Source organism: Brevundimonas sp. GW821-FHT12E07, from assembly GCF_058807035.1.
The window spans coordinates 897,382-912,118 of the sequence record NZ_JBXAQH010000001.1; the positions used below are offsets into that span (position 1 = coordinate 897,382).

At 68.8% G+C, this 14,737-nt stretch carries 15 protein-coding genes and 1 other RNA gene; 12 read left to right on the forward strand and 4 right to left on the reverse strand.

What is annotated here, in order from left to right:
* Positions 1-45: 45 nt before the first annotated feature.
* Positions 46-963, reverse strand: a complete 918-nt coding sequence (locus AC1ROD_RS04430) for a WecB/TagA/CpsF family glycosyltransferase (RefSeq protein ID WP_492947041.1) — start codon at positions 961-963, stop codon at positions 46-48.
* A 115-nt stretch (positions 964-1,078) separates the two neighbouring features.
* On the opposite strand from AC1ROD_RS04430, the gene AC1ROD_RS04435 reads away from it, so the two are divergent.
* Both AC1ROD_RS04435 and AC1ROD_RS04440 read left to right on the forward strand, forming a co-directional pair.
* Positions 1,079-1,828 (forward strand): type 1 glutamine amidotransferase, encoded by a 750-nt coding sequence (locus AC1ROD_RS04435; RefSeq protein WP_492947042.1) that lies wholly within the window; start codon positions 1,079-1,081, stop codon positions 1,826-1,828.
* A 39-nt stretch (positions 1,829-1,867) separates the two neighbouring features.
* Positions 1,868-2,323 (forward strand): hypothetical protein, encoded by a 456-nt coding sequence (locus tag AC1ROD_RS04440; RefSeq protein ID WP_492947043.1) that lies wholly within the window; start codon positions 1,868-1,870, stop codon positions 2,321-2,323.
* Positions 2,324-2,487: 164 nt separating this feature from the next.
* Here the strand turns inward: AC1ROD_RS04440 and hemF are convergent, their stop codons facing one another.
* Both hemF and panD read right to left on the reverse strand, forming a co-directional pair.
* On the reverse strand, positions 2,488-3,384 hold the full coding sequence (gene hemF / locus AC1ROD_RS04445; RefSeq protein ID WP_492947044.1) for an oxygen-dependent coproporphyrinogen oxidase: 897 nt from the start codon (positions 3,382-3,384) through the stop codon (positions 2,488-2,490).
* A gap of 71 nt (positions 3,385-3,455) precedes the next feature.
* Positions 3,456-3,812 carry an aspartate 1-decarboxylase gene (gene panD, locus AC1ROD_RS04450; RefSeq protein WP_207868482.1) on the reverse strand — a complete coding sequence of 119 codons (357 nt, stop codon included), beginning with the start codon at positions 3,810-3,812 and terminating at the stop codon, positions 3,456-3,458.
* A 216-nt stretch (positions 3,813-4,028) separates the two neighbouring features.
* On the opposite strand from panD, the gene sppA reads away from it, so the two are divergent.
* The 3 genes from sppA (at position 4,029) to AC1ROD_RS04465 (ending at position 7,042) form a co-directional block, all read left to right on the forward strand.
* Positions 4,029-5,816 carry a signal peptide peptidase SppA gene (gene sppA, locus AC1ROD_RS04455; RefSeq protein ID WP_492947045.1) on the forward strand — a complete coding sequence of 596 codons (1,788 nt, stop codon included), beginning with the start codon at positions 4,029-4,031 and terminating at the stop codon, positions 5,814-5,816.
* A gap of 133 nt (positions 5,817-5,949) precedes the next feature.
* Positions 5,950-6,267 (forward strand): hypothetical protein, encoded by a 318-nt coding sequence (locus AC1ROD_RS04460; protein WP_492947046.1) that lies wholly within the window; start codon positions 5,950-5,952, stop codon positions 6,265-6,267.
* 10 nt (positions 6,268-6,277) lie between these two features.
* Positions 6,278-7,042: an N-acetylmuramoyl-L-alanine amidase gene (locus tag AC1ROD_RS04465; protein ID WP_492947047.1), complete on the forward strand. Its 765-nt coding sequence runs from the start codon at positions 6,278-6,280 to the stop codon at positions 7,040-7,042.
* On the opposite strand, the gene bamE is transcribed toward AC1ROD_RS04465, so the two are convergent.
* Positions 7,039-7,359, reverse strand: a complete 321-nt coding sequence (gene bamE / locus AC1ROD_RS04470) for an outer membrane protein assembly factor BamE domain-containing protein (protein ID WP_492947048.1) — start codon at positions 7,357-7,359, stop codon at positions 7,039-7,041. The two genes, AC1ROD_RS04465 and bamE, sit on opposite strands and share 4 nt — an antisense overlap.
* 111 nt (positions 7,360-7,470) lie before the next feature.
* On the opposite strand from bamE, the gene rnpB reads away from it, so the two are divergent.
* The 7 genes from rnpB to AC1ROD_RS04505 all read left to right on the forward strand — a co-directional run bounded on the left by rnpB (position 7,471) and on the right by AC1ROD_RS04505 (position 14,706).
* An RNA gene (gene rnpB, locus AC1ROD_RS04475) (RNase P RNA component class A) lies at positions 7,471-7,844 on the forward strand.
* A gap of 451 nt (positions 7,845-8,295) precedes the next feature.
* On the forward strand, positions 8,296-8,730 hold the full coding sequence (locus AC1ROD_RS04480; protein WP_492947049.1) for a division/cell wall cluster transcriptional repressor MraZ: 435 nt from the start codon (positions 8,296-8,298) through the stop codon (positions 8,728-8,730).
* Entirely contained in the window at positions 8,727-9,680 is a 954-nt protein-coding gene (rsmH, locus tag AC1ROD_RS04485; protein ID WP_492947050.1) for a 16S rRNA (cytosine(1402)-N(4))-methyltransferase RsmH, read from the forward strand. The genes AC1ROD_RS04480 and rsmH overlap by 4 nt, the downstream gene beginning before the upstream one ends.
* Positions 9,677-10,078 (forward strand): cell division protein FtsL, encoded by a 402-nt coding sequence (gene ftsL, locus AC1ROD_RS04490; protein ID WP_492947051.1) that lies wholly within the window; start codon positions 9,677-9,679, stop codon positions 10,076-10,078. The genes rsmH and ftsL overlap by 4 nt, the downstream gene beginning before the upstream one ends.
* A gap of 68 nt (positions 10,079-10,146) precedes the next feature.
* A complete protein-coding gene (locus AC1ROD_RS04495; RefSeq protein ID WP_492947733.1) occupies positions 10,147-11,838 on the forward strand; it encodes a peptidoglycan D,D-transpeptidase FtsI family protein in 1,692 nt (563 codons plus the stop codon).
* Positions 11,835-13,301, forward strand: a complete 1,467-nt coding sequence (locus tag AC1ROD_RS04500; protein WP_492947052.1) for a UDP-N-acetylmuramoyl-L-alanyl-D-glutamate--2,6-diaminopimelate ligase — start codon at positions 11,835-11,837, stop codon at positions 13,299-13,301. The genes AC1ROD_RS04495 and AC1ROD_RS04500 overlap by 4 nt, the downstream gene beginning before the upstream one ends.
* Positions 13,294-14,706: a UDP-N-acetylmuramoyl-tripeptide--D-alanyl-D-alanine ligase gene (locus AC1ROD_RS04505; RefSeq protein WP_492947053.1), complete on the forward strand. Its 1,413-nt coding sequence runs from the start codon at positions 13,294-13,296 to the stop codon at positions 14,704-14,706. Before AC1ROD_RS04500 ends, AC1ROD_RS04505 begins: the two co-directional genes overlap by 8 nt.
* Positions 14,707-14,737: the final 31 nt, after the last annotated feature.

Consider the following 14,737-nt stretch of genomic DNA (forward strand, 5'->3'; position numbering starts at 1 on the left):
GCGCCACCTCCCCACGCTGCGCGTGGTGAGGAGAAGGGCGCGATCTTACCGCCGGCCCGGGTGGGCTTCGCTGCCGACGGCGGGGAGAACCGCGCCTTTGCGGACGGCCCTGAGGCGGCGCTTCGCGGCGGCGGCCAGGTCGTCGTAGATCAGGTCCAGCAGGCTCCACGGCTCGACGCAGTAGCGGCGGAACAGACGCTTCGGATCGGCGGCCAGGCGATACAGCCATTCGACCCCGGCCTTGCCCATCCAGCGCGGCGCGGACTTCTGGACCCCGGCCTCATAGTCGAAGGCGGCGCCGACCGAGAAGACGGCGCAGTCGGGCAGGGCTTCGAAGTTCTGGGTGATCCAGATCTCCTGACGCGGCATGCCCATGCCCACGAACAGGACGTTGGGCTTGAAGGCCCTGATCTGTTGCAGGACCTCGGCGTTGTCGGCCGAGCCGGGCGTGGCGTCGAAATAGCCGTTGCGGGTCTCGATGACCGCGCGCGGATAGCGGGCGTTCAGCCGGGCCTTGGCGACGTCGACGACCTCCTGGGTCGCGCCGACGTACATGATGCGCCAGCCGTTGCGGTTGACCAGGCTCCAGAAATGGTCGCGCCAGTCCAGATAGGTGCAGCGGTGGAAGGGGCGGCTGTTGATGCCCAGAAGCTTGGCGAAGTGCACCAGGGGCGTGGAATCCAGCTCGACCAGTTCAGCGCGCTCATAGAAGGCGCGCATCTCGGGATGCTTCCGCAACAAGTAGAGGCTGTTCAGATTGTGGTTGGCGATGATCGCCTTGCGGCCTTCCTGGATCCAGCGCTGCATGTGGAACAGCACTTCCTCCGGCTTCACCAGATCGACCGTCTGACCCATCAGGCGCACGCGCTCCTGCGGCCGGCGCGACTTGCGAAACCCGGTGCGGGTCTGGTCGCGGCGGTCCGGGGCGACGCTTGAAAACCGGAATTGGGTGCTGTCGGCCATCGCATGACCGTAGCGGGGATGTCTCAAGGTGGGGTGAGCAGACAGCGTTAATGGATGGCGCCTCTTTCGCGCCGCGTCGGGATCGCCTCTTATGGGGGTGAGCCGGAGACCGCCTTTGAAGCCCATCGCCATTCTGGAAACCGGAAAGCCTCCGGCCGATCTCCAGGACGCCTTCGACGACTATCCCGCCCGCTTCCGCGCCCTGCTGGGCGAGGGGGTGGCGACGGTGCGGTTCGACGTCCAGGCCGGGCGGCTGCCGGAGGATCCGACCGAGTTCCAGGGCGCCATCGTCACGGGCTCGGCGGCCGGAGTCTATGATGACCTGCCGTGGATCGCGCCCCTGCTGGACTGGCTGAGGGCGGCGCGGGGCAAGACCCGGCTGGTCGGCATCTGTTTCGGCCATCAGGCCCTGGCCCAGGCCTTCGGCGGTCATGTCGCCAAGTCGGACAAGGGCTGGGGCGTCGGCCTGCACCGCTATGACGTCGTCGCCGACGAGCCGTGGATGTTCCCGCGCGCCGCCAGCATCGCCATCCCGGTGTCGCACCAGGACCAGGTCGAGATCCTGCCGCCCGACGCCCGGGTGATCGCGTCCAGCGCCTTCACCCCCTATGCGGGTCTGGCCTGGGACGACCCGACGGGCGGAGAGAACGGCGTGGTCTCCTTCCAGTGCCACCCGGAGTTCCAGCCCGAATACGGCGTCGCCCTGATCGAGGCGCGGCGCGGGACGCGGGTGCCGCACGACCTGGCCGACGAAGCCGTCGCCAGCCTGTCGCGCGTTAACGACCGGGCCGTGCTGACCGCCTGGATCCGCGCCTTCCTGATGCTGACCCCGCCCCCGATCGAGGAGGCCGGCAGTGGCATCTAATCTGCAGGACAACGGGTGAGAGCCCTCAGGATGAGACATATGCGCGCCTCTATCGTTCTTGCCGTTTCCGCTGCCACGCTCGCGCTCGGCGCCTGCGGGACCACCAGCGCCCCGACCGGGCCGGCCATCGTCGGCACGCCTGCCTCGGCCGACGACTGTGCGGTGATGGGCGCGACGCTCGAGGTCTTCTCGCGCCCGCTCGACGGGACGGGGCTGAAGGTGCTGGACGTGGCGGTTCCTGAAAACCCGCCCTTCATGCCGCAGCGGCCGGAACAGCGCGGGCCGACGCCGATCTCCCTGCGCGGCTGTTCGTTCATCGAGGTGCAACTGGTGTCGCGCGGCCCGGCGGTGATTCTGGGGCGGCCCGAAATCCACGACGATCGCGTCATCGTCTCCTATCAGGAGCCTGGGGCGGCGCCGGTCCATGCGGTGCTGCAACGCGCCCCGGACGGCCATTGGCAGCATATCGGCGCCCTGTTGAACCGTCCTCAATAGAGAGAGGTGGCGACCCAACGTCGTCGACAGTTTGCGGTATCGACGAGGCCGGGCCGCCTGTCGTCGGGGGGACCAACGACGGACTTACTAGGTCACAGCGCGCGGCCGGCAGGAAGCGCGGAACAGCTGTGCGCCACTCTGTCGCGGACCCTCAGCCAAGGGTGTCAGGGCCAGGTGACGGCCGGGGGCATGGAGCTCAGGATCGACTCGACATTGCCGCCGGTCTTGAGCCCGAACATCGTGCCGCGGTCGTAGAGCAGGTTGAACTCGACGTAGCGGCCCCGGCGCACCAGCTGTTCCTGCCGCTCGTCCGCCGTCCAGGGTTCGGCCATGCGGCGGGTGACGATGGCTGAATAGACGTCGAGGAAGGCGGTCCCGACGTCGCGGGTGAAGGCGAAGTCGGCGGCGTGGTCGCCGGTGTCGTGATGGTCGAAGAAGATGCCGCCGATCCCGCGCGGCTCATTGCGGTGCGGCAGCCAGAAATACTCGTCGCACCAGGCCTTGAAGTGCGGGTGGAAGGCCGGGTCGTGGGCGTCGCAGGCGGCCTTCATGGCGGCGTGGAAGGCGAGGGCGTCGGGCGCGTTCTGCGAGCGGTCGACGTCGAGGACGGGGGTCAGGTCGGCGCCGCCGCCAAACCAGCTCTTCGTCGTGGCGATGAAGCGGGTATTCATATGCACCGCCGGGACGCGCGGGCTCCACGGATGGGCGATCAGGCTGATGCCGGTGGCGAAGAAGCGGGGGTCGTCCTCGGCGCCCGGGACGGTCTTCGCATAGTCGGCGGGGAAGGTTCCGTGAACGGTCGAGCAGTGGACCCCGACCTTCTCGAACAGCCGGCCGTGCATCATGCCCATGACCCCGCCGCCGCCCGGGCTGCCGTCGGCGTTGGAGGCGCGGGTCCAGGGGGTGCGGACGAAGCGGCCGGGCTCACCGGGGAAGAGGTCGGCGGGCGCCGCGTCCTCCAGGGCCTCCAGACCCGCATGGATCCGGTCGCGCAGGGCCTCGAACCAGGCGCGGGTCTCGGCCTTCTTCAGGGCCAGGGGGTCGGACGTGGCTTCGCTCATTCGCGGCTTGAACCACGGATGGGGCAGGGCGTCACCGGTGCAATCTGTCCAACCCCTTCAGGGCTGGAAGATCAGGCGGCGCGTTTGATGTTGTTGGCGTCGTCCAGCAGCACTACGGTGGGCGACCACTGACGGGCTTCTTCCTGCGGCATCTGGCCGTAGGTGACCACGATGACCTTGTCGTTCTTCTGCACCAGGCGCGCGGCGGCGCCGTTGACGCCGATCACCTTCGAGCCGCGCGGGGCCTCGATGGCGTAGGTCGTGAAGCGGGCGCCGTTGGTGATGTTCAGGACATCGACCTGTTCGTGCGGGAAGATCCCGGCGGCGTCCAGCAGATCGCCGTCGATGGCGATCGAGCCTTCATAGTCGAGGTCGGCCTGGGTCACCGTCGCGCGGTGCAGCTTGGCCTTCATCAGGGTGACCAGCATGGGAGGTGCTGTCCGGTCGTGACGCGGGGCTATCGGCCCCCGCTCGCAGGCGGCTCATATAGGGATTTCACCCGAGGGCATCAATCGCCTTGCTGCGCCGCAGCGAAATCGTGATTTCACCTCGCCTGCCGCGATACGTTCATTTGACGGTGACTTGCGGGCCTGTAGGGTCGCCGAAGCGCCGCCATTGGCCCTGCGACGGATCGCCGCCCGACCATGAAACAGTTCTTCCTGACGATGGGCGGCGTGTTCGCCGGCCTGCTGCTGTTCTTCGTGATTTTGCCCTTCATCTTCCTCACGATGATCATCGGCGCCGCGTCCAGCTCGTCGAAGCAGACCACGGCGGCCAACACGGTGCTGGAGCTGGATCTGCGCGACGGGATCTCGGACCAGGCTTCGTCCAGCCCCTTCGCGGCTTTCAGCGGCTCCGGCCTGTCGGTGATGAAGGTGGTCGACACCCTGGCCCAGGCCGAGAAGGACGACCACGTCAAAGTCCTGCTGCTGCGTCTGCCTGAAGGCGGCGTCACCCCGGCTTCGGCCGACGAGATCCGTCAGGCGATCCGCCGCTTCCGCGCCTCGGGCAAGCCGGTCATCGCCCATTCGCAAGGTTTCCAACCGGTCGGGACTGTCATCGACAGCTATATGATCGGGGCCTCTGCGTCCGAGCTGTGGATGCAGAACACCGCCAATTTCCAAGTCACCGGCTTCTCGTCGAACGAGGTCTTCCTGGGCCGGGCGTTCGAGAAATACGGCGTCCGCGCCGACTTCGAGCAGCGCTACGAATACAAGAACGCCGTCAACGAATACACCCAGTCCGACTTCACCGCGCCGCACCGCGAGGCGATGACGGCCTGGATGACCTCCATCTACACCAGCGCCCTGGCCAACGCCGCCTCGGACCGCAAGCTGGCCCCGGCCGCGCTCAAGGCGACCATCGAGGCCGGACCCTATTCGGCCCAGCAGGCCCTGTCGCTGAAGCTGATCGACAAGATCGGCCAGGCCGAGGAGGCCGAGGCCGAGGCCAAGCGCCGCGCCGGCTCCAACGCCGAGATCGTCGAGTTCGGCGACTATGCCTCGTCGCAAGGGTCGCGTGACGGCTCGGGCTCGGACGCCATCGCCATCGTCGGCGCCGAGGGCGACATCGTTACCGGGCGTGGCGGCGGGGGCGGTTTCGGCGGCGGATCGTCGATCCATTCCGACGACACGGCCAAGGCCATCTATGACGCCATCGAGGACAAGGACGTGAAGGCCATCGTCTTCCGCGTCTCCTCGCCCGGCGGCTCGCCGGAGGCCTCCGAACAGATCCTGGCCGCCGTGCGCGCGGCGCGGGCCGCCGGCAAGCCGGTGGTGGTCTCCATGGGCTCCTACGCGGCGTCCGGCGGCTACTGGATCAGTTCCGAAGCCGACTGGATCGTGGCCCAGCCTTCGACCCTGACCGGCTCCATCGGCGTGTTCGGCGGCAAGTTCGTCCTGGCCCCGGCCCTGGCCCGGTTCGGCGTGGACATGCGGGGTATCTCGGTCGGCGGCGACTATTCCGACGCCTTCTCCCCGACCGAGCCCTTCACGGCCAGCCAGCGCGCCGCCTTCGCCGCCTCGATGGACAAGACCTATGACGAGTTCGTCCAGCGGGTCTCCACCGGCCGTCGTCTGCCGATCGACCGGGTCCGCGAGATCGCGCGCGGCCGTGTCTGGACCGGCGCCCAGGCCAAGGATCTGGGCCTGGTCGATCAACTGGGCGGGATCACCGAAGCCATCGGCAAGGCCCGCGAACTGGCCAAGATCCCGGCCAGCCAGTCGGTCCGCTTCAAACGCTATCCCAAGGCGGAATCTCCGTGGGAGGCCCTGTCGTCGGTGTTCGGCGTCTCCAGCGAGGCCGCCCACGCCCTGGTCGCCATTGGCGGTGTGATGTCCGATCCCCAGGCCGAGGCGGCGATGCGCGCCATCGAGGCCGACCGGATGCGCAGCCGCGGCGCCGTGGTCATGGCCGATCGGCCACTGGACTGACCCAAACCGACCCCAAACCGACGCATGAGGGCGCGACACACCGGCCTGTGAAGCCCTTGGTCATTGACGGTTCACCTCTATGGACCGACATTGGGGGTCAGGCGTTCCAAGGAACGCCCTGAAAGGGATTCGAATGACCCAGGACCGCTTCACCCCGCTCGGCTTCAACGCCCGTCGTCAGACGAGCGGCTGGCTCGCGCCGGTGATGTGGCTGGGCGGTCTGGTGGCGACGATCGCGGCCCTGGCCGTTGGCGCGGTCCTGGCCGTCTTCACTGCCGCCGCCGTGGCTGTCATCGCCCTGGTCGCCAGCGTCCTGGTCTTCTTCGCCGGTCTGGCCATGGGGGCGCGTCGAAAGATGACCGTCCGCACCCGTCGCGGCGACGATGTGATCGAGGCCCACAAGGTCGGGGACACCTGGGTGACCTACGGCTGGGAACGGCCCGGCCACTAAGGCCTCACCCATGCCTCTGACATTCGAAGACGCCCCGTCGCCCAATTTCAATGCGCGGCGCGGACCGCCCGACATGCTGGTCCTGCACTATACCGGCATGCCGACCGGCGAGGCCGCCCTGGCGCGACTGCGCGACCCCGCCGCCGAGGTCTCGGCCCACTATCTGGTCGAGGAGGATGGGCGGATCTTCTCCCTGGTGCCCGAGGAGCGTCGGGCCTGGCATGCGGGACGCGGCGCCTGGCAGGGAGAGACGGACGTCAACGCCGCCTCCATCGGTATCGAGATCGTCAATCCGGGCCATGAGTTCGGCTATCGCGCCTTCCCGGACGCCCAGATCGAGGCTGTCATCGCCCTGACCGCCGATATCCGCTCGCGCTGGAGCATTCCCGACGCCCGCATCATCGCCCACTCCGACCTGGCGCCCGAGCGCAAGGAAGATCCCGGCGAACTGTTCCCGTGGAAGCGGCTGGCCCAGGCCGGGCACGGCCTGTGGTTCGAACCGGCGCAGGAACGGATCGCCGCCTTGGGCGGCTTCCTGCAGGTCGGGGACGAGGGGATCGGGGTGGTGGTCTTGCGCGCCGGCCTGCACCGGCTGGGCTATGCCCTGCAGCCGGGCTCGACCTATGACGCCGAGACGGCGACGACGGTGAAGGCCTTCCAGCGCCACTGGCGTCAGGACCGCGTCGATGGCGTCGCCGACGGCGAGACCCGCGCCACCCTGATGGGGGTGCTGCAACTGGCCACCGCCGAGAGCGTGACGGGCGTCCTGAACTAGGGGCTGGTGGTTGTGGTGGTGGTCGTCGTCGTGGACGAGTGGCTGTAGCCCAACACCCGGTCGCCGGCGAAACGGACCTGTAGTTCGCGAGAGGCGGTCGTCGCGCCGGACGCCGCGTCGGTGCGATCATAGGCCCAGACCGTATAGCCTTCGGCGTCGGTGAACCGGCGCGTCGGCTGGCCGAAGCCGGCCTCCACCTGAGCCTGGCTCATACCGACCTGCAGCGCCGTATCGCCATTGTCCCACGGAATCTGCGTCGCGCAGGCCGACGTGAACAGGATCGCGGCGAGGGCGGCGGCTTTGACGGGAAACTTCATCGGTGGTCCTGTCGGGTTGAGTCTGGTGCTGGACATGACCTTGGCGCGAACCCGCCCTCCGATGCGACTGAAATTTGACGCCGCTCCTCCAAACGGTCACTAACGCCGCCGTCAGACGGCCGGGCGGTCGCGGCGGAGCTTGCTCCGTCGAGGAAAGTCCGGGCTCCACGGTGATAAGGCGGCGGGTAACGCCCGCCCGGGGCGACCCGAGGGATAGCGCCACAGAAAGCAAACCGCCTGCGTCGCGACGCAGGGAAGGGTGAAAGGGTGGGGTAAGAGCCCACCGCGGGACTGGCAACAGGACCGGCATGGCAAGCCCCGCCTGGAGCAAGACCGAATAGGGATGTCGCGCGAGTTCGCTCGCAGGGTCACCGCCCGAGGCATCCGGGTAGGTCGCGAGAACCGTCCAGCAATGGGCGGTCCAGAGGAATGATCGTCGCTGTCTTCGGACGGAACAGAACCCGGCTTACAGGCCGTCTGACATTATATTGGGCCTATCGCCTTTTCGGCTATTTGAGGCCGGGGTTTGGTTAACCTTCGCCGTTCGCTGACGGCCGGTTCGCCGACGATCCACACCTAACTTTGGCATGACCAGAGCGAGTATTGGCCTCGGCGTGATCGCGCGCCTCGGTTGTCGGGGTTCCGTCGGGGAACTTCGCCGCGCGGCTTGATTTTGCTCGTTAATCCGCCGGCGACACATTCGGCTCAAACTGGTCGTCGAACCGGCGTTACTGAGCGTGTTCTATGTATGTTCTTACGTATCATTACGCGACATCGTGAACACAGTCGGAACATGGTTAAAAAGTGCCTTCCAATCCCATTGAGACCCATCTGATCCCATGTTATCCCAGTTTCGTGAGCCGGGGGTGATCAGCGTCTGGCTTCAGGCGTTTTGGCAGTTCAGGGGCGGACCGACGGGTCCGATGGGACAAGGGCGTGTTTCTCGGCACCTTTGAGAAACAATTGGACGGCAAGCGCCGCCTCCTGATCCCCCAGGAGTTCCGCACCTCCGACAACGGCGCCGAACATGGCGTCTTCTGCTTTCTCTCCATGAAGGACGACTGTCTGGAAGCCGGCGGCGATCCGCTGATGTCCGACTATGTCGACCGCATCGAAGCCCTGCCGTTCGGCAGCGAGGACCGCACGGCGCTGGAAGAGGCCTTCTATGCGGGCCAGCGTCCGCTCTCCTACGACGGCGGCGGTCGGATCACCCTTCCGGAGAGCCTGTGCGAGGAGGCCGGGCTGACCGACGAGGTCGTCATCCTGGGTATGGGCCGCCGTTTCCGCATCTGGGACAAGGCGAAGTGGGAGGTCCGCAAACCGGGCAGCCGCAAGCGCGCCGGCGTCGTGATGTCGGGGGAGGGCGCATGACCGCGTCTCCCCACGCTCCCGTCCTGATCGCCGAGGTGATCGAGGCCCTGTCGCCCAAAGCCGGCGAGACGATGATCGACGCCACCTTCGGCGCCGGCGGCTATACCCGCGCCATCCTGTCGACCGGGGCCGAGGTCATCGCCCTGGATCGCGACCCGACGGTCCAGCCGCACGCCGATGCGGTGGCGAAGGAATTTCCCGGTCAGTTCACCCTGGTCCGCACCCCCTTCTCGGGTCTGACCGAAGCTTTCGAAGGCAGCGGAAAATCCCGGGTGGACGGCGCCGTGTTCGACATCGGCGTCTCCTCCATGCAGCTGGACCAGGCCGAGCGCGGCTTTTCCTTCATGCGCGACGGGCCGCTGGACATGCGGATGTCGGATCAGGGTCTGACGGCCGCCGACATCGTAAACACCTATGAGCACGGGCCGCTGGCCCATCTGATCAAGCTGTACGGCGAAGAGCGTCAGTCGGGGCGGATCGCCACGGCCATCCTGCGCCGTCGCCAGAGCCAGGCCTTCACCCGCACCCTCGACCTCGCGGAAGTCGTCGAAAAGGCGTTGGGCGGCCGTCGCGGCGCCCCGACCCATCCCGCGACCCGGACGTTTCAGGCCCTGCGCATCGCGGTCAACGACGAGCTGGGCGAACTCGAAGCCGGCCTCGCCGCCGCCGAGGCCAGCCTGTCGCCGGGCGGCCGTCTGGCGGTCGTCACCTTCCATTCGCTGGAAGACCGGATCGTGAAGGCCTTCTTCACCGAGCGCAGCGGCAATGCGCCCGGCGGCTCGCGTCACGCCCCGGTCGCCGTCGAGACCCGCAAGCCCAGCTTCACCCTGCTGTTCAAGGGCGCGCGCGAGGCCGGCGAGGACGAGCTGGCGGCCAATCCGCGCGCGCGGTCGGCCCGGCTGCGCGCCGGCGTCCGCACCGACGCCCCCGTCTGGAGAGCCGCCGCATGAGCGCCTCCCTGATGCTGAAGCGGCTGTTCGACTGGAAGGTGCGTGGCATCCGCTGGGTCGAGATCATCGGGGTGGTGATGGTCGCGGCCATGATCTTCTCGGTCTATATCGCCAAGGCCGCCGCGGCGCGCGAGAGCGGCCGCATCGACGAGCTGAACCGCGACATCGCGGAGAACCGCCAGCGCGTCCGCCTGCTGCGCGCCGAGATCTCGCGGCTCGAGCAGCCGAGCCGGCTGGAGGCCCTGTCGCGCGAAGCCGGTCTGGCGCCCGTCGATGTGCGTCGTCAGGCCACCGAGAACGAACTTCCCGACCTGAAGCCGACCCACGCTCCGGCCCCGGTCGCCGCGCCCGCTGCTCCCGCCCCCACTCCCGCACCGACGACGGGAGAGCCGCAGTGAGCGTTCACGATCACCGCACCGACTATCATCGTCCCGCGCCCGGCCCGCGTCCGGCCCTCGGCTCCACCGTGGGCCAGAGCCTGTCGCCGTGGCTGCGCCTGTTCTCGTCGGGCATCTGGTGGATCGAGCATGCGTTCGAACGCGCCCGCGCCGACGGCCGCCCCGAGGAAGACACCCGGGTCCGCATCTTCCTGATCACCTGCGTCTTCTCGCTGGTCTTCGTCTGTCTGGCCATCGGCGCGGCCCATGCCGCCCTGTTCGCCAAGCGTGGCGGTCTGGGTTCGATCGACAATCCCAACGCCCTGACCCGCGCCGATCTGGTGGACCGCAACGGCGCCCTTCTGGCGTCCAACATCACCCACTACGGCCTCTATATCGATCCCGCCGAGGTCTGGGACCGCGAGCTGGCCTATGAGCAGATCCATCGCGCCATGCCGGCCATTCCGGCGTCCAAGCTGCGCAAGGTGCTGTTCGGCGAGCGCCGCCTGATCGTCCAGACCGGCCTGACCCCGCGCGAGCGCGCCACCATTCATGCCCTGGCCCTGGGCGGGGTGTCGTTCGAGCCCGAGGATCGCCGCGTCTATCCGCTCAACAACTCCGCCACCTATGTCGTCGGCTCGGCTGACACCGGTGGGCAGGGCACTGCCGGCGCCGAACTGGCGTTCAACGACGAAATCCGGGCCGCCGGCGCGCGCGGCGACGAGTTCCCCCTGTCGATCGACCTGCGCGTCCAGGGCGTGCTGGAGAACGAACTGGCCGCCGCCGCCATCGCCAACGGCTCCAAGGGCGCGGTCGGCATCGTCACCGACACCCGCACCGGCGAGGTCCTGGGCATGGCCAGCTGGCCGCTGGGCACGATGAACCGGGCCGTGGGCTCGGTCTATGAGATGGGGTCGGTGTTCAAGACCTTCACCATCGCCGCCGCGGTCGACGCGGGCCGGGCCGACATGAACTCCATGATCGACGCCTCCAGCGCCTATATGATCGGCACGCGCCGCATCACCGACTTCCACGCCACCAACCGGGTTCTGAGCTTGGAGGAAGTCTATCTGCACTCGTCCAACATCGGCTCCTCGCGTCTGGCCGTCGGCATGGGCGGGACGATGATGAAGGACTATCTGACCCGCTTCGGCTTCATGGACGCGGCGCCGATCGAGTTGAGGGAATCGGCGCGCCCGATCCGGCCGCGCGACTGGTCCGACTCCAGCCTGGCCTCGATGTCCTTCGGCTATGGCATCTCCATCACCCCGGCCCAGATGGCCGCGGCCATGGGCGCCCTGGCCAACGGCGGCCGTTACCTGCCGCTGAGCCTGCGCAAGGGCGGGGCGCCGAACCGGGGCGAAGGCCGCCGCGTGGTGTCGGAACAGACCTCCCTGACCATGCTGGAGCTGATGCGCCGCAACGTCGTCGCCGGTTCCGGCAACTTCGCCGAGGCGCCGGGTCTGCGCGTCGGCGGCAAGACCGGCTCGGCCAACAAGCTGGTCAACGGCCGCTATGACCCCAGCCACGCCGTCGGCACCTTCGCCGCCATCTTCCCGGCGGACGGGCCCATCGGCACCCACCGCTATTCGATCCTGGTCCTGATGGACGAGCCCCAGACCTATCCGAAGACCGGCGGCTTCGTCGCGGCCCCGGCCGTGGGCCGTATCGCCGACCGCATCGCCGGCTTCCTGGGCGTGCAGCGCCGGGCCGATCCGTACCGCACCGCGATGGGCGACAAGATCCCGCGCTTCCAGGACGTGGAGGGCGACGGTCGATGAGCGCTATCCACCTGTCCGATCTGCTGCGCCGCGACGTGGCCTCCGACCCGGTCATCACCGGGGTGACCGCCGACAGCCGCAAGGTCGCCCCGGGAGCCCTGTTCGTGGCCCTGCCGGGCAGCGCCGCCGACGGCCGCGCCTTCATTCCGCAGGCCCTGGCCCAGGGCGCGGCGGCCATCCTGGCTCCGGTCGACACCCCGATCGACACGGCGCCGCTGCTGGTCACCTCGGGCGATGTGCGCCGCGCCTATGCCCTGGCCGCGCGCAGCTTCTACGGCGCCCAGCCCGCCACCTGCGTCGCCGTGACCGGCACCAACGGCAAGACCTCGGTCGCCGCCTTCTGCCGCCAGATCTGGGCGGGGCTCGGCCTCAAGTCGGCCAGCATGGGTACGCTTGGCGTCGTGGGTCAGAAGGGCGACAGGACCTACGCCCTGACCGGCCCCGGCCTGACCAGCCCCGACGCCGCCGACGCCGCGCGTCTGCTGGCCGAGCTGGCGGCGAAACAGGTGACCCACCTGGCGCTGGAAGCCTCGTCGCACGGCATCGACCAGCGCCGTCTGGACGGGGTGACGATCAAGGCGGCGGGCTTCACCAACCTGACCCAGGACCACCTCGACTATCACGGCACGATGGAAGAGTACCGGGCCGCCAAGCTGCGCCTGTTCGAGACGCTTCTGCCGCGTGGTCGGACCGCGGTGCTGAACGCCGACTCCGACGCCTATTCCAGCTTCGCCTCGGCCAGCATCATGTCGGGTCTGGGCATCATGGGCGTGGGCGAGCGCGGCCGCGACCTGGCCCTGATCGGGCGCAAGGCGACGCCGGAAGGTCAGCGTCTTCAGATCGACGTGCGCGGGGTGGTGCATGACATTCTGCTGCCGCTGGCCGGCGCCTTCCAGGCCTCGAACGCCCTGGTCGCGGCGGGTCTGTGCATCGCCGCGGGCGAGAGCGCCGACCGGGTGCTGGGCGCGCTGGAAGGCATCACGGGCGCGCAAGGGCGGCTGCAACGCGTGCGCGGCCCGGAAGGCCTCGAGGCGCGGGGCGAGGTCTATGTCGACTACGCCCACACCCCGGACGGGCTGGAGACGGTGCTGACGGCGCTGCGCCCCCATGCGACCGGCAAGCTGATCGTGGTGTTCGGCGCCGGCGGCGACCGGGATCGCGGCAAGCGGCCCCTGATGGGCGAGATCGCCGGGCGTCTGGCCGACGTCGCCATCGTCACGGACGACAATCCCCGCTCGGAAAAGGCCGCCCTGATCCGCGCGGAAGTGAAGAAGGGTTGCCCCGAGGCGCTCGAGATCGGCGACCGCCGCGAAGCCATTCGTCACGCCGTATCGCTGATGGGCGAAGGAGATGTGGTGGTCATCGCCGGAAAAGGGCATGAACAGGGTCAGATCGTCGCCGGGGTGACCCATCCCTTCGATGACGTCACCGAAGCGACCGAGGCCCTGCTCGCCTATGCCTGACACCCATCCGCCGCTGTGGACGGCGCCCGAGATCGCCGCGGCCACCGGTGGACGGATCGAGGGCGGCGATTTCAACGTCTCCGGCCTGACCTACGACAGCCGTGAAATCGGTCCGGGCGAACTGTTCCTGGCCCTCAAGGGCGAGCGCGACGGCCATGACTTCGCCGCCGCCGCCTTCAAGGCCGGCGCCGCCGGCGCCCTGGTCGAACGGGCCGTCGAGGGCGGCCCCTGCATCGTCGTTCCCGACACCCTGAAGGCGCTGGAACAGCTGGGCGCCGCCTCGCGCGACCGGGCGCCCCAGGTCCGGCGCGGCGCCGTTACCGGCAGCGTCGGCAAGACCAGCGTGACCCAGGCGATCAAGGCGGGCCTCGATCTGGCGGGTCCGGCCCATGCCTCGATCAAGAGCTACAACAACCATATCGGCGTGCCCCTGACGCTGGCCCGCATGCCCGCCACGGTCGAGCGCGCGGTGTTCGAGATCGGCATGAACGCGCCGGGCGAGATCGGGCCGCTGTCGAAGATGGTCCAGCCGCACGCGGCCTGCGTGACCACGGTCGGCCCGGTCCATATCGAAGGCTTCTCCGACGGCGAGACCGGGGTGGCGCGCGAGAAGTCGGCCATCTTCCAGGGGCTCGGCCCCGGCGGTGTGGCGGTGATCAACGGCGACAATGTCTGGGTCGACCTGCTGCGCGAGGCGGCCCTACGGCAAGGCGCGCGCATCGCCCAGTTCGGCTCGGGGCCCGGTCAGGACGCCCGGCTGATCGACTTCGTCCCCGGCCCGAACGGCGCGCGGGTGACCGCCGAGATCTGGGGCCGCACCCACGGCTTCTCGCTGAAGCAGACCGGCTTCCACTGGGGGCTGAACAGCCTGGCGGTGATCCTGATGCTAGACGCGCTGGACGTGCCGGTCGAGACGGCCTTCGCGGCCCTGGCGGAGTTCCAGCCGCTGGCGGGGCGCGGAGAGACCCGCACCGTGCGTGTACCCGGGGGCGCCTTCACCCTGATCGACGAGAGCTACAACGCCAATCCGCTGTCGATGCGGGCCGGCTTCATGAGCCTGGGCGCCAAGCCGGTCGCCGCAGGCGCGCGCCGCGTGGTGGTCCTCTCGGACATGCTGGAACTGGGCGACCAGTCGGGGGCCCTGCACGCCGGACTGGCCGAAACGATCGAGGCGGCGAAGCTGGATCTGGTCCATGCCGCCGGTCCGCAGATGCGCCACCTGTACGACGCCCTGCCGGCCTTGCGCCGGGGTCTGTGGGCCGCGACCTCGGCCGAGCTGGCGGCGCAGGCGGCCGAGCTGGTGGCTCCCGGCGACATCGTCATGGTCAAGGGATCCAACGGTTCGAAGGCCTCGCTCGTCGCAAAGGCCCTGGCCGCGCTCGACAACCCCGGGAACGGCGCATAAGGCCTCAAGACACGGCCGCGCCGAACGCGCG

What these genes read in the sequence shown, in the direction of transcription:
- AC1ROD_RS04430 (WP_492947041.1), bottom strand. Translation starts at nt 963, where the DNA reads ATGGCCGACAGCACCCAATTCCGGTTTTCAAGCGTCGCCCCGGACCGC.
- AC1ROD_RS04440 (WP_492947043.1), top strand. Translation starts at nt 1,868, where the DNA reads ATGCGCGCCTCTATCGTTCTTGCCGTTTCCGCTGCCACGCTCGCGCTC.
- hemF (WP_492947044.1), bottom strand. Translation starts at nt 3,384, where the DNA reads ATGAGCGAAGCCACGTCCGACCCCCTGGCCCTGAAGAAGGCCGAGACC.
- panD (WP_207868482.1), bottom strand. Translation starts at nt 3,812, where the DNA reads ATGCTGGTCACCCTGATGAAGGCCAAGCTGCACCGCGCGACGGTGACC.
- sppA (WP_492947045.1), top strand. Translation starts at nt 4,029, where the DNA reads ATGAAACAGTTCTTCCTGACGATGGGCGGCGTGTTCGCCGGCCTGCTG.
- AC1ROD_RS04460 (WP_492947046.1), top strand. Translation starts at nt 5,950, where the DNA reads ATGACCCAGGACCGCTTCACCCCGCTCGGCTTCAACGCCCGTCGTCAG.
- AC1ROD_RS04465 (WP_492947047.1), top strand. Translation starts at nt 6,278, where the DNA reads ATGCCTCTGACATTCGAAGACGCCCCGTCGCCCAATTTCAATGCGCGG.
- bamE (WP_492947048.1), bottom strand. Translation starts at nt 7,359, where the DNA reads ATGAAGTTTCCCGTCAAAGCCGCCGCCCTCGCCGCGATCCTGTTCACG.
- rsmH (WP_492947050.1), top strand. Translation starts at nt 8,727, where the DNA reads ATGACCGCGTCTCCCCACGCTCCCGTCCTGATCGCCGAGGTGATCGAG.
- ftsL (WP_492947051.1), top strand. Translation starts at nt 9,677, where the DNA reads ATGAGCGCCTCCCTGATGCTGAAGCGGCTGTTCGACTGGAAGGTGCGT.
- AC1ROD_RS04500 (WP_492947052.1), top strand. Translation starts at nt 11,835, where the DNA reads ATGAGCGCTATCCACCTGTCCGATCTGCTGCGCCGCGACGTGGCCTCC.
- AC1ROD_RS04505 (WP_492947053.1), top strand. Translation starts at nt 13,294, where the DNA reads ATGCCTGACACCCATCCGCCGCTGTGGACGGCGCCCGAGATCGCCGCG.